This window comes from Leucothrix mucor DSM 2157, assembly GCF_000419525.1.
Taxonomy (GTDB): Bacteria; Pseudomonadota; Gammaproteobacteria; order Thiotrichales; family Thiotrichaceae; genus Leucothrix; species Leucothrix mucor.
This window is the reverse complement of record NZ_ATTE01000001.1, coordinates 480,614-495,158: the sequence shown is the minus strand read 5'-3', so window position 1 is coordinate 495,158 and position 14,545 is coordinate 480,614. Positions and strand designations below refer to the sequence as shown.

Below are 14,545 nucleotides of genomic sequence, written 5' to 3'. Positions count from 1 at the left end.
TAAAGTTATGAGCGCAAAAGTCGTTATGTACAGCACCCGTTTCTGCCCTTATTGCATGCGAGCACGTCGCTTGCTGAGCAGTAAAGGCGTAGAATTTGAAGACATCGACGTGGGCGCCGATGCAGCACTGTGGAAAACAATGGCCTCGCTAAGCGGCCGTGACACAGTGCCACAAATTTTTATCAATGATCAGTCTGTCGGTGGCTTCGATGACATCGCACATTTAGACCGTCTTGGTAAGCTTGATCCACTATTAGAATCCAAACAATAACAGGGAATTATCATGGCAGAAGAACAAGCCGCCGCTACTACGACAGAAACAGCTGAACCACAGTTTGTTATTGAACGCATTTATTTGAAAGATGTGTCGTTTGAAGCGCCAAACAGCCCGGCTATTTTCACCAAAGAGTGGGAGCCAAACACTAACCTGCAGTTAAACACGCAGGTAACACCGCTGTCTGAAGGTCATTACGAAGTCGAGTTGATGCTCACCATTACCGTTAAGAGTAATGATGAAACAGCATTCTTGGTCGAAGTGACTCAAGCGGGTGTATTCAAAATCACTGGCTACCCTGCTGATCAGCTGAACCATTTATTGGCCAGCTACTGCCCAGGCAACCTGTTCCCATATGCGCGTGAAGCGATTGCTAGCCTGATCTCTAAAGGTAGCTTCCCTGAGATGCACCTGTCACCGATTAACTTCGATGCCTTGTATGCTCAGCGTATGGCAGAAGAAGCAACCGCTAAAGAAAACGGCGGTGTAGCTCAGGCCTAATGTCATTACGACCTGACAGCTTTTCAGTGTACGGAGCGGGCTCCTGGGGAACCGCTCTGGCACTGCAATTAGCCAGAAATGGCCTTGAGGTTTATCTCTGGGGTCATCGGGCGGAACGTCTCGCTCACTACGAACAACAGCGGGAAAATACCGACTATCTTCCCAATATCCCCTTCCCCGATACACTTCATTGTCACAGCGACCTCAACACTTTAGCTCAACACAGCTTATATCAACTGATTGTGGTACCAAGCCATGGCTTTCGGCAACTGCTGGAGCAGCTCGCGCCACTGTTAACGGCTGAGCATAAAGTACTGTGGGCAACTAAAGGTTTAGAGCTTACCAGTGGCAAGCTATTGCATGAACTGGTGGAAGAAATACTACCGCAAGTCACCCAATACGGACTAGTTTCGGGGCCAACCTTTGCCGCCGAAGTAGCTCGCAGCCTACCAACGGCTATGACTGTTGCCGCCAGTAGTGACCAACTAGGCAAGCAAGTCACAGCTGCTTTTCAGTCTGAAAATTACCGTGTGTATACCAGTCGCGATATTGTCGGGGTAGAGCTCGGCGGTGCCGTTAAAAATGTACTGGCAATTGCCGCAGGTATTGCGGATGGCTTAGGCTTTGGTGCCAATGCCCGCACTGCGATCATTACGCGTGGACTAGCTGAAATACTTCGCTTAGGCCAAGCGCTAGGCGCAAATGCTGAAACCCTGATGGGCCTCTCAGGCATGGGGGATTTAATCCTAACCTGTACAGATAACCAATCACGCAATCGCCAATTAGGGCTTGCTTTAGGCGCTGGAAAAACATTGGATGAGGCAATCAAGTCCATTGGCCAAGCGGTAGAAGGTGCCAAAACATCCCAAAGCATTCACCTGTTAGCGCAGCGCGCCAATGTTGAAATGCCGATCTGCGATGCTGTGCATCAAGTTTTGTATAAAGGGCTCTCACCACAAGAAGCCGTACGTAGTTTAATCAGCCGTAAACCAAAGCCTGAGTTCTAGTCATCCCGCAATCCGCTTCACGCAATCCCCGATTTGTGATACAAGATACCTGACCTTATTTCGAAGCCTTCGGGCTTAATGATGGAAAACGATTCACCAAGGAGACTTTGTCATGCTAGACAATCTGAATATGAGTGACGCAGTAAGACTGACATCCGGAGCGCTAATTTTACTGTCAGCAATCCTGACAATGATCAGTTCCGGCTTTATCTGGTTGATGGTATTAGTGGGCGCATTAGTAATGCAGTCAGCCTTTACTGGATTCTGCCCAATTACTATGGTTTTCAAGAAGTTGAATCTATTTACTGACTAGTATAAAAAAAGCCGGTTGATCAATCACGATCAACCGGCTTGCTCACCTTCGGCTCTATCAGCCTACCCAGCGACGCGCATTGCGGAACATCCGCAGCCACGCTCCATCTTCATCCCAATCATCCGGATGCCATGAGTTCGTCACTGTGCGGAATACTCGCTCAGGATGCGGCATCATAATCGTCACACGACCATCTTCACTACATAGACCGGTAATGCCATCCACTGAGCCGTTCGGGTTCTCGGGATAGTGCTCAGTTGGCTGACCTGCTGCATCAACATAACGCAAGCTGACACGCTGATCAGAGATCAAACCTGATGGGGAAACGCCTGCATCAAAGACTGCACGCCCTTCACCATGCGCCACGGCAATCGGCATCTTAGAGCCAACCATATCCTTAAACAGAATGGATGGAGACTCCATCACCTCAACCATCGCTAAGCGTGCTTCAAACTGCTCAGAATAGTTGCGGTAGAATGATGGCCAATGCGATGCGCCCGGAATCATATGCTTCAATTGAGACAGCATCTGACAACCGTTACATACGCCTAATGCAAAAGTATCCTCACGTGCAAAGAACTCACTGAAGGTCGCACTGGCTTGCTCATTGAACAAAATAGTCTTTGCCCAACCGCCACCAGCACCTAGCACGTCACCGTAAGAGAAGCCGCCACAAGCTACTAAGCCTTTGAACTCACTCAGCGATACACGACCACTCAAAATATCCGTCATGTGTACATCGACACTGCGGAAACCGGCACGGTCAAACGCCGCTGCCATTTCAATCTGGCCGTTTACACCCTGCTCGCGCAGAATCGCCACCGATGGGCGCTCGCCACTCTTGATATAAGGCGCGGCAATATCTTCATCAAGGTCGTAGCTAAGCTCAGCAAACAAGCCTGTATTCGCAGGATCAGCGATTTGCTCCAGCTCTTGATCAGCGCATTCTGTATTATCACGCAGTGACTGCATCTGGTAGCTCACATCGCTCCAGAACGTCTGCAAGGTGGTACGGCTTTCGCGGTAGATCGAAGCCTTTGCCCAGCTAAACTCAACCGCATCGTCATCTGTTAAGCAACCAATAACATGCGTGTGTTTGCCAAGATCAGCTTCACGGAACGCAGCCAACACTTCTTCAGTATCTTCATGCTTAACCTGAATAACGGCACCCAGCTCTTCATTGAACAGCGCTTCGATTGGTGAAGTCGCCAGATCATCCAGTACAACATTGATACCGGTGCGGCCTGCGAATGCCATCTCGCATAAAGTGGCCAGCAAACCACCATCTGAACGGTCGTGATATGCCAATAACAAACCTTCTTCATTCAGTCGCTGAATCGTCTCAAAGAAACAAATCATTTGATGTGTGTCTTTAAAGTCAGGTGCGTGTTTTCCAACCTGAGAATAAACCTGCGCCAATGCAGAAGCTGCCAAACGGTTTTCGCGCTTACCCAGGTCAATTACGATCAGGTCAGTATCACCCTTATCGGTACGTAACTGTGGCGTTAGAGTATTGCGTACATCCTGAACCACACCAAAGCCCGTCACGATTAATGACAATGGTGAGGTCATTTCGCGAGACTCGTCGCCCTGTTGCCATACTGTCTTCATCGATAGCGAATCTTTACCCACTGGAATACAAATGCCCAGTTGCGGACAAATCTCTTCACCAACCGCTTTTACGGTATCGAACAATGCGGCATCTTCGCCGTCATGACCTGCAGCAGCCATCCAGTTAGCGGATAACACGATATCGGATAACTTGCCGATATTCGCGGCGGCCAAGTTAGTTAGTGCCTCACCGATCGCCATACGGCCCGATGCAGCAGGATTAACCAATGCCAGCGGTGTACGCTCACCGATTGCCATCGCTTCACCGGTGTAGCCTTTGTAATCTGTCACAGTGACCGCCACATCAGCAACCGGTACTTGCCAAGGACCCACCATCTGATCGCGGTTCACCATACCGGTGATGCTGCGATCGCCAATGGTAATCAGGAAGGATTTTGAAGCGACAGTTGGCAAGCGCAATACCCGCTCAATCGCTTCACTCAATACAATGCCATCCAGCTCAAGCTCTGGCTTGCTGAAGGTTTTATGATGCACATTGCGCAGCATTTTAGGCGGCTTACCCAACAGCACATTCATTGGCATATCGACAGGGTTATTGTCGAACTGCGCATCTTGTACTAACAAGTGGCGATCTTCAGTGGCAGTTCCAACCACGGCATATACCGCGCGCTCACGCTCACAAATCGCTTCAAACTCGGCTAAACGCTCTTCAGAAATCGCTAGCACATAGCGCTCTTGAGCCTCGTTACACCAAATTTCCATTGGTGCCATGCCAGATTCCGCATTGGGTACTGCGCGTAGCTCGAAACGTCCACCTCGCCCGGCATCATTGATGATTTCCGGAATCGCATTGGAAATACCACCAGCACCCACGTCGTGAATCGACAGGATTGGGCTGTCTTGGCCTAACGCCACACAGCGATCGATCACTTCCTGACAACGACGCTCCATCTCAGGATTGCCACGTTGTACCGAAGCAAAGTCCAGACTTTCAGCACTGGTACCGCTGGCCATGGATGAGGCTGCACCACCACCCAAACCAATCAACATTGCAGGCCCACCTAGCACCACAATCGGCGTGCCTTCTGGTAGATCTTTTTTCTTAATATTGTCAGGGCGAATATTACCCAAACCACCTGCCAGCATAATGGGCTTATGGTAGCCGCGAAGCTCCTGACCTTTCGGGCCCGGTACTTCGGCTTCAAAAGTACGGAAGTAGCCGCACAAATTCGGACGTCCGAATTCATTGTTAAATGCCGCCGCGCCAATTGGCCCATCCAGCATAATATTCAACGCAGAATCAATCCGCTCAGGGCGACCAAAGTCGCGCTCCCAAGGCATTTCATGGCCAGGAATGCGTAAGTTAGAGACTGAGAAACCACAGAGACCCGCTTTAGGCTTCGAACCGTTACCGGTTGCGCCCTCATCACGAATCTCACCACCAGAGCCAGTCGCGGCACCGGGGAATGGCGAAATGGCCGTTGGGTGGTTATGAGTTTCCACCTTCATCAGCATGTGCACCGCTTCATTGTGGTGCTCGTAAGCATGACCATCGCTGGACGGGAAGAAACGACTCGCCGCTGGTCCTTCAATCACTGAGGAGTTATCGCTGTAAGCGGTTAATACGCCTTCCGGTGAATGCTTATAGGTATTGCGAATCATGCCGAACAGTGTTTGCGTCTGCGGCTGATCATCAATCACCCAATCGGCATTGAAGATTTTATGACGACAATGCTCAGAGTTGGCCTGCGCAAACATCATCAATTCAACATCGGTTGGATTACGCTTAAGCGCCGCGTAGTTATCCGCCAGATACTCAATCTCATCAGCAGATAAGGCAAGACCCAACTCAATATTAGCTTCCTGCAATGCGCCGACTGGGTTAGCGCCCAATTCAACATAACGCAAGGGTGCAGGTTCTGCATGGCTGAACAAACCTTCAACGCTGTCCAGATCCGGCAATACCGTCTCCATCATGCGATCATGCAATTGTGCAGCGATCAGTGTTTTCTGCTCAGCAGAAACAGAAGCACTGTATTCAACGTAGTACGCGGTCGCACGCTCTACCCGAATCACCGCTGTTAGATCGCAGTTGTGCAAAATATCAGTCGCTTTACTCGACCAAGGCGAGATAGTGCCTTGGCGTGGCGCCACTAAAAACAACTCGCCAGCGGGTTGAGCAGTATCCTGCTCCTCACCATAGCGCAACACGTGTTCAAGGCGTTCAGCTTCTTGTTCGGTTAAAGTACGGCTAAGATCGGCAAAGTGCTGATAACGGGCATGGACTGCTCGTACCTCTGGCACTTCACGCTGTAAGTTTTTCAACAGCTTAGCTTGGATAAAGTCGGAAAAGGCTCGGCCACCGGGGATAATCAGCATGGTTGGCTACATCGTTAGAAATGAATGGCGTATGATAGTGTATCTAGCGCATGGGTTGAATGCCGTTTTTTAATTTTTTCGTGCAAATACGCTGCACCTTACTTATTATTGGCCCCCCACGATAATCACAACAATGGTCGATCCCTTTTTCTTATGCGTCTTAGCAAGATCAAACTGTCTGGATTTAAATCTTTCGTAGACCCAACGACCATTGAAATGCGGAGCAATCTGACCGCGATTGTCGGCCCGAATGGTTGCGGAAAATCCAATACGATCGACGCTGTGCGCTGGGTAATGGGCGAATCATCCGCTAAAAACCTGCGTGGCGCCTCGATGGAAGACGTCATATTCAACGGCTCCTCCACTCGCAAAAAAGTCGGCCAAGCCAGTATCGAACTAGTATTTGATAATAGTGATGGCACGCTAGGCGGTGAATATTCCCAGTTCTCTGAAATTGCTATCAAGCGCTTACTGAGCCGCGACGGACAATCCAAATACTTTCTAAATGGTACACGCTGCCGTCGTCGTGACATTACCGATATCTTCCTAGGTACCGGCTTAGGTCCTCGCAGTTACGCCATTATCGAACAGGGCATGATTTCCCGCCTGATCGAAGCTAAGCCTGAAGAGCTGCGCGTTTATATCGAAGAAGCGGCCGGTATTTCAAAATATAAAGAGCGCCGTAAAGAAACCGAGACCCGCATTCGTGGCACCCGCGACAATCTGGATCGTCTGAATGACCTGCGCGAAGAGATTGATAAACAGCTCGGCACCCTGAAACGTCAAGCCAGCGCCGCTGAACGCTTTAAAGACTTTAAACAAACTGAGCGTCGCTTAGCCGCTGAACTGTTGTATCTGCAACTGCAAGCCGTGCAAAAAGAGCTGCAAGCTCAGCAAGAACAAATTAATACCGAAGCGGAAAAGCATCAGGATCACCTGAAACAGCAACGCTCGATTGAAACACAGCTGGAAGCTCATCGCAGCCGCCAAACCGAAGCCAATGCCGAATTTAATCAGGTACAGGCTGGTGTGTATGAATCCGGTGCTCAGGTTTCTCAGCTGGAACAGCAAATTCGTCATCAGCACGAAATCGTCCAACGCGACAAGCAGCAGCGTGAGCAACTCGAACAAGAGCTGTTAAACGCCCGCATGCACTTGCAACATGACGAGGAGCGGCTGTTACAAGCACAAACAGAGCTGGAATTGCTGGAGCCAAAGGCCGAAGAAATGCTGGCCATGCAAGAAACTCAGCAAGAAGCGCTGGATGTCGCTGAACAAGCCCTCAATGAGTGGAAACAACAATGGACCCTTGGACAGCAACAACTTGCTGAGCCAACACGCCAGAGCAGTGTTGAAAGCAGCCGAATTCAGCAATTACAGCAACAAATTAGCCGTAACCAGCAACGCTTACTGCGCCTTGAACAGCAGCATGCCGAGCAAGGTGATCAGAGCGAACAAGCTGAAAAGATTGAGCTAGTCCGTGAGCATCAGTTACAACTGGCCGCTAAGCTGGAAGAAACCGAAGCCACGCTCAGTACGACGCAAGCCACCCTGCAAAAACAGCAAGAAGAGCAGCGAGAAGAACAGCAACAACTGAATGAATTACGCGGCTCATTACAAAGCGCCCGTGGGCGTTTAAGCTCGCTGGAAACCTTGCAGCAGGCGGGCTTAGGTAAAGATAAAACAGCCTTGAATCAATGGCTGACAGAACACCATCTTGATCAACTGCCACGACTGGCTGAAGAAATTAAAGTCAATGCCGGCTGGGAAAATGCCGTTGAAAGCTTATTAGGCCCAACACTGGAAGCTTTGCAACTCCCCGCAGATCAGCGGCTCGAACACCTGATTAGTACAGCACCGGCACATGCAATAGAGCTTTTACTGGCAGGCAATGCCAACTCAGATAATCATACCTATTCAAAAGATAGCTTGGCGCAGCAGGTTCTCTCCCCTACTCAACTCAAGCCGCTGCTGGCATTAGTTTACTGCGCTACAGATCATCAGGATGCGCTCAGCCGCCAATCCAACCTCAAGGCAGGTGAACGCCTAATCACTGCGGATGGCAGCTGCTACGGAACAAACTGGGTGCGCCTACCGGGCTCTGAGCGCGAACAAGAAGGTGTGATTGCTCGCCAGAAAAGCATTGAAGAGCTGCAAGCCAGCATCGCAAAAGATGAGCAACAGCTCAAGCACACTGAAATGGCGCTTGAAGCACTTCAGGAGCTGGCCGAGCAGTCCCAAAGCCAGCTAAAGTTACAGCAACAGCAACAGCAGCAATTGCATCGCGAAGAAAGTGAAGTGAATGCGCGTGCTCGCGGCCTGGAGCAGCAGCAAGTACAGCAGGCACAATTTGCCGCGCGCTTAACGGAAGAAACGACCGAACTTAATCAGCAGCAAGAAGCTGACACCGCGCAATTATTAGAATCAGAAGAGTCGCTGGCACTGGCACAAGCAAGTATCGAGCAACTCACTGAAAATCTTGAGCTATTAAGAGAACAGCAACATCCACTAGAACAAGCTTTAAGTGATGCCCGTCAGCAATTTCAGCTGAACCGCGACCAATACCAAGCGCTACAAATTCAGATTGAAACGCAACGCAGTGGTTGCCAAAACAGTCAGTCGCAGATCGAACGAGTTCACTACCAGATTGAGTCGTTGCAAGCACGTAAGCTAAGCCATACTGATACCCAGTTGGATGATGCACTGATCGCAAGCCTGCAAGAACAATTAGAGCAAGCGCTTGAGCAACGTAAGGTCAGTGAAGTTGCATTGACGGATGCTCGCAAAGCGCTGTCCGATATTGATCAGAAAATTCGTGAGCATGAACAAGCACGTGCGCAAGCTGAAGCCATTGTTCAGACTCAACGCGAAAAAATCGAAAAACTAAGGCTGCACTGGCAAACAGTCAATGTTCGTGAAGAAACCTTGCTGGAACAGTTGGCCGAAACCGAATTTGATCCTCAAATGCTGCAGCATGAAATGGATCTAAGCGCTCAGATTTCATCGCATCAGGAACAATTACAGGATATTCGCCAGAAAATTCAGCGCTTAGGAGCGATCAATCTGGCCGCGATTGAAGAATATGAATCGCAAAATGAGCGAAAGACCTATCTGGACGAGCAACATGCCGACCTGGCAGAGGCTATGGCGACGCTAGAGAGCGCCATTCGTAAAATTGATAGGGATACCCGCGGTCGCTTCAAAGAAACCTTTGAGAAGGTGAATGTGCGCATTCAGGAGATGTTCCCACGCTTGTTTGGCGGCGGTGAAGCACACCTGGAAATGACTGGCGATGACCTGTTAACTACCGGCATCTCAATCATGGCTCGCCCACCGGGAAAGCGTTTGAGCAGTATCCAACTTATGTCGGGTGGTGAGAAGGCCTTAACGGCAGTGGCGATGGTCTTTGCGATCTTTGAATTAAACCCTGCACCGTTTTGTATGCTGGATGAGGTGGACGCGCCACTGGATGAAGCGAACGTCGGGCGTTTCTGCGAGCTGGTAAGACACATGTCGAAACGGGTACAATTCATCTTTATAACTCATAATAAATCTACCATGGAAATGGCGGAGAATTTGGTTGGGGTTACCATGCGTGAACCGGGTGTGTCGCGTATGGTAGCGGTCGATGTAAATGAAGCGGCACGGATGATAGATGAGTAGCCGTAAGCAATTGTTTTTGCCAAGGAAAACACAATGGACATAGTTAGTATTCTGATCACCGTCGCGGGGATCATCGTGATGATCGCCTTGTATATTATGGGACGTATTTCACAGAATAAGTTTCCAAAACAAAGTGATGGCGTAGTGCCTAAGATCAATGATGATTTTGGGAAGACGACTTCATCAGTGATGCAGGATCTGCCAGCGACCGATGGCTCAACGCCGGTTGTGGTTGAGGAAACTATCCTCGCAAGACCGCGTAAGCAGGCTGTTACGCCCCGTCAGGTCGTATTATTTATTGCGGCAGAGGAAGGTAAAACACTGTCTGGCGATAAGATCAGCGAAGTGTTGCCACAGTATCAATTGCGCTTTGGCGATATGGATTTATATCACTATCCGGTTGAAGATAATGGGGTACCCGCGAACCTGTTCACCGTTGCTAATGGCATCAAGCCTTGGACCTTAAGTCCAGCGGATTTAAAGGGCTCTGAGACACCCGGCCTATCTATCATGATGCAGCTGCCTAGCCCAATTGATGACATTGACGCCATTGAGATTTTGATCTCTACGACGCAAATGGTGGCGGAAGAATTAGGTGGCACATTGAGAAATACCGATCAGGAAACCTTCAGTCACGACGATGCTTCTGCATTGATTGAATCGCTAGACCATTAAGTTTTTCCGACCAACGGTAAGGCTGAGTCAGTTATGATTCAGCTGCTATTCCTGATAATCGGTCGTATTCACCAGTAAGAAGCGCTTTAAGCCAAACAGCTAAAGCGTTAGGGCACAACAAAAATAATAATCTCCTAACAAGTGAGTACCACAATATGATGAATACCAAAAAAATCTTAGATGATATGTTTGTCGCGCATAAGAATAACATTCACCTAATCGAAGGCGAATCTAAAGAGCACGCAGAGCCACAGAAGCCGCATGTGCTACGCCGTAATATTGAAGACTACCTTGAACGTAAAGCTTTAGAGAGAAAGCTTAAAGATGTATTCGAAGATGACTACCCATTGGATTAATCAACTTGAATTGGGGCACGATTGGCTTTCTTTCTGATCCAGTTTATCGAACTTAGGACCTTAGAATAAGAAATCAGTCGTCGCTCCAATTTGAATTTTCCGGGAAAATTCATTAAAGCAATACCAAATAGAATCGTCAGAATCCCCTGCCCCGGCAATACCAGCATCAGTATTCCCATAATTAGCAGTATCACTCCCAACATATTCTTTAATATCAGTAAGCAAAACCGTAAGACCGGATGATACTCCGACCACTGGCTTTTATGCCGATAACTATCCCTGAAGTAATCTTCCGGAATACGTATCACAATCAATGGCACTAGTAGCAAGGTCAACACAAAGGTCGCCAGCGACACCAGCCCAAGAATAACCACCCACTGTGTACTCACTTCAAAGCTTGGCATAAACACTCCGAAAAAGGACCGCTGCCGAACCAGTCGACAGCGGAAACAGAGAATAGATATTTTTTCTTCAGGCGCTAATTAAACTAGTCAGCCTGATTGCGCAAGAACGCTGGGATATCCAGGTAGTTCTTGTCACTGCCTGACTTAGCAGTTTTGCTAGTGTCGGCGCTAGGGTTTACATCGCTACCAGCGACTTTACGCTGTGTCTGCTCGATTTGAACAGGACGTAAGCGAGTGGTTGCAGGGCGTGCTGGAGCATCGCTAGTCGTTGCTGGGTTTGCACCATCAAGACCAGTTACCACGATCGTTACGCGGATCTCATCAGTCATCTCAGGATCAATAACCGTACCAACTACCACAGTCGCTTCATCGGAAGCAAACTCACGGATTGCGCTACCCACTTCTTCAAACTCATGGATACCCATATCCAAGCCAGCTGTGATGTTAACCAGAATACCGCGCGCGCCATTCAGATCGATATCATCCAGCAATGGGCTAGAGATCGCCGCTTTAGCTGCCTTAGTGGCACGCTCTTCACCGCTGGCAGAACCAGTACCCATCATGGATAAGCCCATGCCATTCATTACAGTGCGAACGTCCGCGAAATCCACGTTGATCAGACCAGGACGGGTAATCAGTTCTGCAATACCCTGTACCGCGCCTAACAATACGTTATTCGCTGCTTTGAACGCATCCAGTAACGTGATGTTTTTACCTAGAGACGTCAGCAGCTTACCATTTGGAATGGTAATCAGTGAGTCAACACTCTTAGACAGTTCCGCGATTCCGGCTTCAGCCATTTTCATGCGGCGTGGGCCTTCAAATGGGAACGGCTTAGTCACAACCGCAACGGTCAAAATACCCAGCTCACGTGCCAGCTCAGCAACAACCGGTGCTGCACCAGTACCGGTTCCACCACCCATACCCGCAGTGATGAATAGCATGTCAGTACCCGCGATTAGCTCTTTAATGCGCTCGCGATCTTCCAGAGCCGCTTCACGGCCGATATCAGGATTTGCGCCTGCACCCAAACCTTTAGTCAGTGAGTGTCCTAACTGGATCAGAGTCTCTACACCTGAGCCTTCCAGAGCCTGAGCATCTGTATTGGCACAGATAAACTCAACACCTTCAATACCGGAGTCAACCATGTTCTGGACAGCGTTTCCGCCACCGCCGCCGACTCCAACGACTTTAATTACCGCACTTTGACCATCTGCATCCATAATCTGAAACATGCTATTCTCCTTTTATAATCCTTTGTACTAACAATTCAATGTGACTAATTTATTAATCCCGAACTATCGAATTCGGGTTTATTGCAACGCAAGAAAAATCAGAGATTTCCCTGAAACCAATTTTTCATTCGTTCCCAAACACTAACAGAGGTACCCGAGACATAAGCCCTCCCGGTCCCGGCCGCCATTTGTTTTGCGCCGTAGATTAGCAATCCAACACCTGTTGAATGAATTGGATTGTCAACTTCCCCTTTCAAGCCGCCCACCCGTCGGGGTGATCCAAGGCGCACTGGCATGTGGAAAATCTCTTCCGCTAGCTCCACTGCTCCCAGAATTTTTGATGAACCACCAGTCAATACGATACCGCCACCAAGACGCTCGGCATAACCGCTGCGACGTAGCTCCGCGAGAATCAATGAAAACAGCTCCTCATAACGGGGTTCAATCACAGATGCCAGAGTTTGGGTTGATAATGTGCGTGGCTCACGCTCACCGACTCCCGGCACCTCAATAATCTCTTCTTCAGTAATCAGCTGACGCAATGCGCTGCCGTGCTGAATCTTTAACTGCTCTGCGAACTGTGTCGGTGTACGCACAGCAACCGCAATATCATTGGTGACCTGATCTCCCGCAATCGGGATAACCGCCGTATGCTGAATCGCACCATTCAGGAATACCGCAATGTCACTGGTGCCGCCGCCGATATCGACCAGACACACACCTAATTCTTTCTCATCATCTTCCAGAACCGCATAGCTTGATGCCACTTGCTCCAGAATCAAATCGTCTACGTCTAAACCACAACGCTCAACGCATTTAATAATATTTTGTGCCGCACTTTGAGCGCCAGTCACCAAATGCACACGGGCTTCTAAACGCACACCAGCCATGCCCACCGGATCACGGATACCATCCTGATCATCGATGACATATTCTTGCGGCAGCACATGCAAAATCCGCTGATCGGCTGGAATGGCAACAGCACGGGCCGCATCCATTACGCGCTCTAAATCCGCATCAGTCACTTCTTTATCACGAATCGCTACGATACCGTGTGAATTCAGGCTGCTAATGTGGCTTCCTGCAATCCCGGCAAACACAGAGTTGATGTTCACGCCAGCCATTAGCTCAGCTTCATCCACCGCACGGTTGATTGATTCAATCGTGGACTCGATATTCACCACCACGCCTTTTTTCATTCCGCGTGCCGGTGTTTTGCCGATGCCGACAATCTCAATCTCTCCGCTGGCAGACACTTCGCCAATCAGCGCGACCACTTTGGATGTACCAATATCCAAAGCGACAACCATATTTGTTCCATCGTTACGTGACATGCGGTGTACTACCCCTTTTTCTTGCTGGCTTCCTGCTTCAATTGCCAGTCACTTTTCCATTTCACTGCAAAACCGTTGGTATAACGTAAGTCCACGGTGTGAATCTTATCGATCTGATCCGCTAACTCACGTTGATATCCAACGACAAAACGACGCAAACGCTTTTCCTGCTTTTCACGCCCTATGTTCACAATCAATCCGTTCTCAAGTTTCAGCTGCCATGAGCCACGCGCATCCTCGCGGAACTCTGCTATCGGCGTTGGAAACTCCCGGGTCCACTGTTGCACTCTCAGGTAGTTCTCTACCATACCGCGCCCCTTGTCTTCCGGACTATAAAGAACAGGTAACTGGCCTATTTTCTCAGGTAGTTCGGCATCAATGATCTCGCCGAACTCATTTAGCATGCTATCTGCGCCCCAAAACGCGATCGGCCGCTCTTCATGAATCTTTATCCGTAGCTTGTCTGGCCACAGTTTTGTCATCGAAGCGGAGTACACCCAAGGGCTAAATTCCAGCTCAGTTTCCAGCGACTTGGCATCCAGCAAAAACAAATTGGTGGATACAAACGGCTGAATAATTGGCTGCAAATCTTCCTGCTTCAGGTACTTCAATTCGCCAGTGACTTCGATTGCGCGAATCGTAAGATTTTCCGGCCGATTAATCCAGATATATGCAGCAGTTATCAGTAATAAAGGCGCTAACATGAATAAAACTGCCGAAACGCGCCCCCAATTCAGGTTTAACGAAACGCCTGGCTTAAAACGAGACGATAGCGGCTGCTTAGCGCCTCGCTTTCGGGTTGCCTGTGGCCGTTTCTTTTTTGTCGCCTGAG

At 49.3% G+C, this 14,545-nt stretch carries 13 protein-coding genes; 8 read left to right on the top strand and 5 right to left on the bottom strand.

Going from position 1 to position 14,545, the window contains the following annotated elements; genetic code table 11:
* Nucleotides 1-7 precede the first annotated feature (7 nt).
* The 4 genes from grxC (at nt 8) to LEUMU_RS0102135 (ending at nt 2,095) form a co-directional block, all read left to right on the top strand.
* Nucleotides 8-271: a glutaredoxin 3 gene (grxC, locus tag LEUMU_RS0102150; protein WP_022950637.1), complete on the top strand. Its 264-nt coding sequence runs from the start codon at nt 8-10 to the stop codon at nt 269-271.
* 12 nt (nt 272-283) lie between these two features.
* Nucleotides 284-775, top strand: coding sequence for a protein-export chaperone SecB (gene secB, locus LEUMU_RS0102145; protein WP_022950636.1), 492 nt, complete (start codon nt 284-286; stop codon nt 773-775).
* Nucleotides 775-1,782 (top strand): NAD(P)H-dependent glycerol-3-phosphate dehydrogenase, encoded by a 1,008-nt coding sequence (locus tag LEUMU_RS0102140; protein ID WP_022950635.1) that lies wholly within the window; start codon nt 775-777, stop codon nt 1,780-1,782. Before secB ends, LEUMU_RS0102140 begins: the two co-directional genes overlap by 1 nt.
* A gap of 112 nt (nt 1,783-1,894) precedes the next feature.
* Nucleotides 1,895-2,095 (top strand): YgaP family membrane protein, encoded by a 201-nt coding sequence (locus LEUMU_RS0102135; protein ID WP_022950634.1) that lies wholly within the window; start codon nt 1,895-1,897, stop codon nt 2,093-2,095.
* Between the two features lie 57 nt (nt 2,096-2,152).
* On the opposite strand, the gene purL is transcribed toward LEUMU_RS0102135, so the two are convergent.
* Nucleotides 2,153-6,046, bottom strand: coding sequence for a phosphoribosylformylglycinamidine synthase (purL, locus tag LEUMU_RS0102130; RefSeq protein ID WP_022950633.1), 3,894 nt, complete (start codon nt 6,044-6,046; stop codon nt 2,153-2,155).
* A gap of 153 nt (nt 6,047-6,199) precedes the next feature.
* Between purL and smc the strand changes: the two genes are divergently transcribed.
* The 3 genes from smc to LEUMU_RS0102115 all read left to right on the top strand — a co-directional run bounded on the left by smc (nt 6,200) and on the right by LEUMU_RS0102115 (nt 10,740).
* Complete coding sequence (gene smc / locus LEUMU_RS0102125; RefSeq protein ID WP_022950632.1) at nt 6,200-9,709, top strand: chromosome segregation protein SMC; 3,510 nt, start codon at nt 6,200-6,202, stop codon at nt 9,707-9,709.
* Between the two features lie 33 nt (nt 9,710-9,742).
* The gene (locus LEUMU_RS0102120; protein ID WP_022950631.1) at nt 9,743-10,384 is read left to right on the top strand and encodes a cell division protein ZipA C-terminal FtsZ-binding domain-containing protein; all 642 of its coding nucleotides are present in this window, start codon (nt 9,743-9,745) and stop codon (nt 10,382-10,384) included.
* Nucleotides 10,385-10,539: 155 nt separating this feature from the next.
* Entirely contained in the window at nt 10,540-10,740 is a 201-nt protein-coding gene (locus tag LEUMU_RS0102115; RefSeq protein ID WP_022950630.1) for a PA3496 family putative envelope integrity protein, read from the top strand.
* Here LEUMU_RS0102115 and LEUMU_RS0102110 read toward each other — a convergent pair.
* From LEUMU_RS0102110 to LEUMU_RS24245, 4 genes are all read right to left on the bottom strand, one after another.
* Entirely contained in the window at nt 10,737-11,144 is a 408-nt protein-coding gene (locus LEUMU_RS0102110; protein ID WP_022950629.1) for a PGPGW domain-containing protein, read from the bottom strand. The genes LEUMU_RS0102115 and LEUMU_RS0102110 overlap by 4 nt on opposite strands.
* Before the next feature lie 83 nt (nt 11,145-11,227).
* Complete coding sequence (gene ftsZ, locus LEUMU_RS0102105) at nt 11,228-12,379, bottom strand: cell division protein FtsZ (RefSeq protein ID WP_022950628.1); 1,152 nt, start codon at nt 12,377-12,379, stop codon at nt 11,228-11,230.
* A gap of 98 nt (nt 12,380-12,477) precedes the next feature.
* Nucleotides 12,478-13,713, bottom strand: a complete 1,236-nt coding sequence (gene ftsA, locus LEUMU_RS0102100) for a cell division protein FtsA (protein WP_026744403.1) — start codon at nt 13,711-13,713, stop codon at nt 12,478-12,480.
* An 8-nt stretch (nt 13,714-13,721) separates the two neighbouring features.
* Nucleotides 13,722-14,417, bottom strand: a complete 696-nt coding sequence (locus LEUMU_RS24245) for a cell division protein FtsQ/DivIB (RefSeq protein WP_169446345.1) — start codon at nt 14,415-14,417, stop codon at nt 13,722-13,724.
* Here LEUMU_RS24245 and LEUMU_RS29275 point away from each other — a divergent pair.
* A complete protein-coding gene (locus LEUMU_RS29275) occupies nt 14,416-14,544 on the top strand; it encodes a hypothetical protein (RefSeq protein ID WP_281169909.1) in 129 nt (42 codons plus the stop codon). The two genes, LEUMU_RS24245 and LEUMU_RS29275, sit on opposite strands and share 2 nt — an antisense overlap.
* The last annotated feature ends 1 nt before the right edge of the window (nt 14,545 follow it).

What these genes read in the sequence shown, in the direction of transcription:
- ftsA (WP_026744403.1), bottom strand. Translation starts at nt 13,713, where the DNA reads ATGTCACGTAACGATGGAACAAATATGGTTGTCGCTTTGGATATTGGT.
- ftsZ (WP_022950628.1), bottom strand. Translation starts at nt 12,379, where the DNA reads ATGTTTCAGATTATGGATGCAGATGGTCAAAGTGCGGTAATTAAAGTC.
- smc (WP_022950632.1), top strand. Translation starts at nt 6,200, where the DNA reads ATGCGTCTTAGCAAGATCAAACTGTCTGGATTTAAATCTTTCGTAGAC.
- purL (WP_022950633.1), bottom strand. Translation starts at nt 6,046, where the DNA reads ATGCTGATTATCCCCGGTGGCCGAGCCTTTTCCGACTTTATCCAAGCT.
- LEUMU_RS0102115 (WP_022950630.1), top strand. Translation starts at nt 10,540, where the DNA reads ATGATGAATACCAAAAAAATCTTAGATGATATGTTTGTCGCGCATAAG.
- LEUMU_RS24245 (WP_169446345.1), bottom strand. Translation starts at nt 14,417, where the DNA reads ATGTTAGCGCCTTTATTACTGATAACTGCTGCATATATCTGGATTAAT.
- LEUMU_RS29275 (WP_281169909.1), top strand. Translation starts at nt 14,416, where the DNA reads ATGAATAAAACTGCCGAAACGCGCCCCCAATTCAGGTTTAACGAAACG.
- LEUMU_RS0102120 (WP_022950631.1), top strand. Translation starts at nt 9,743, where the DNA reads ATGGACATAGTTAGTATTCTGATCACCGTCGCGGGGATCATCGTGATG.
- grxC (WP_022950637.1), top strand. Translation starts at nt 8, where the DNA reads ATGAGCGCAAAAGTCGTTATGTACAGCACCCGTTTCTGCCCTTATTGC.
- LEUMU_RS0102135 (WP_022950634.1), top strand. Translation starts at nt 1,895, where the DNA reads ATGCTAGACAATCTGAATATGAGTGACGCAGTAAGACTGACATCCGGA.
- secB (WP_022950636.1), top strand. Translation starts at nt 284, where the DNA reads ATGGCAGAAGAACAAGCCGCCGCTACTACGACAGAAACAGCTGAACCA.
- LEUMU_RS0102110 (WP_022950629.1), bottom strand. Translation starts at nt 11,144, where the DNA reads ATGCCAAGCTTTGAAGTGAGTACACAGTGGGTGGTTATTCTTGGGCTG.
- LEUMU_RS0102140 (WP_022950635.1), top strand. Translation starts at nt 775, where the DNA reads ATGTCATTACGACCTGACAGCTTTTCAGTGTACGGAGCGGGCTCCTGG.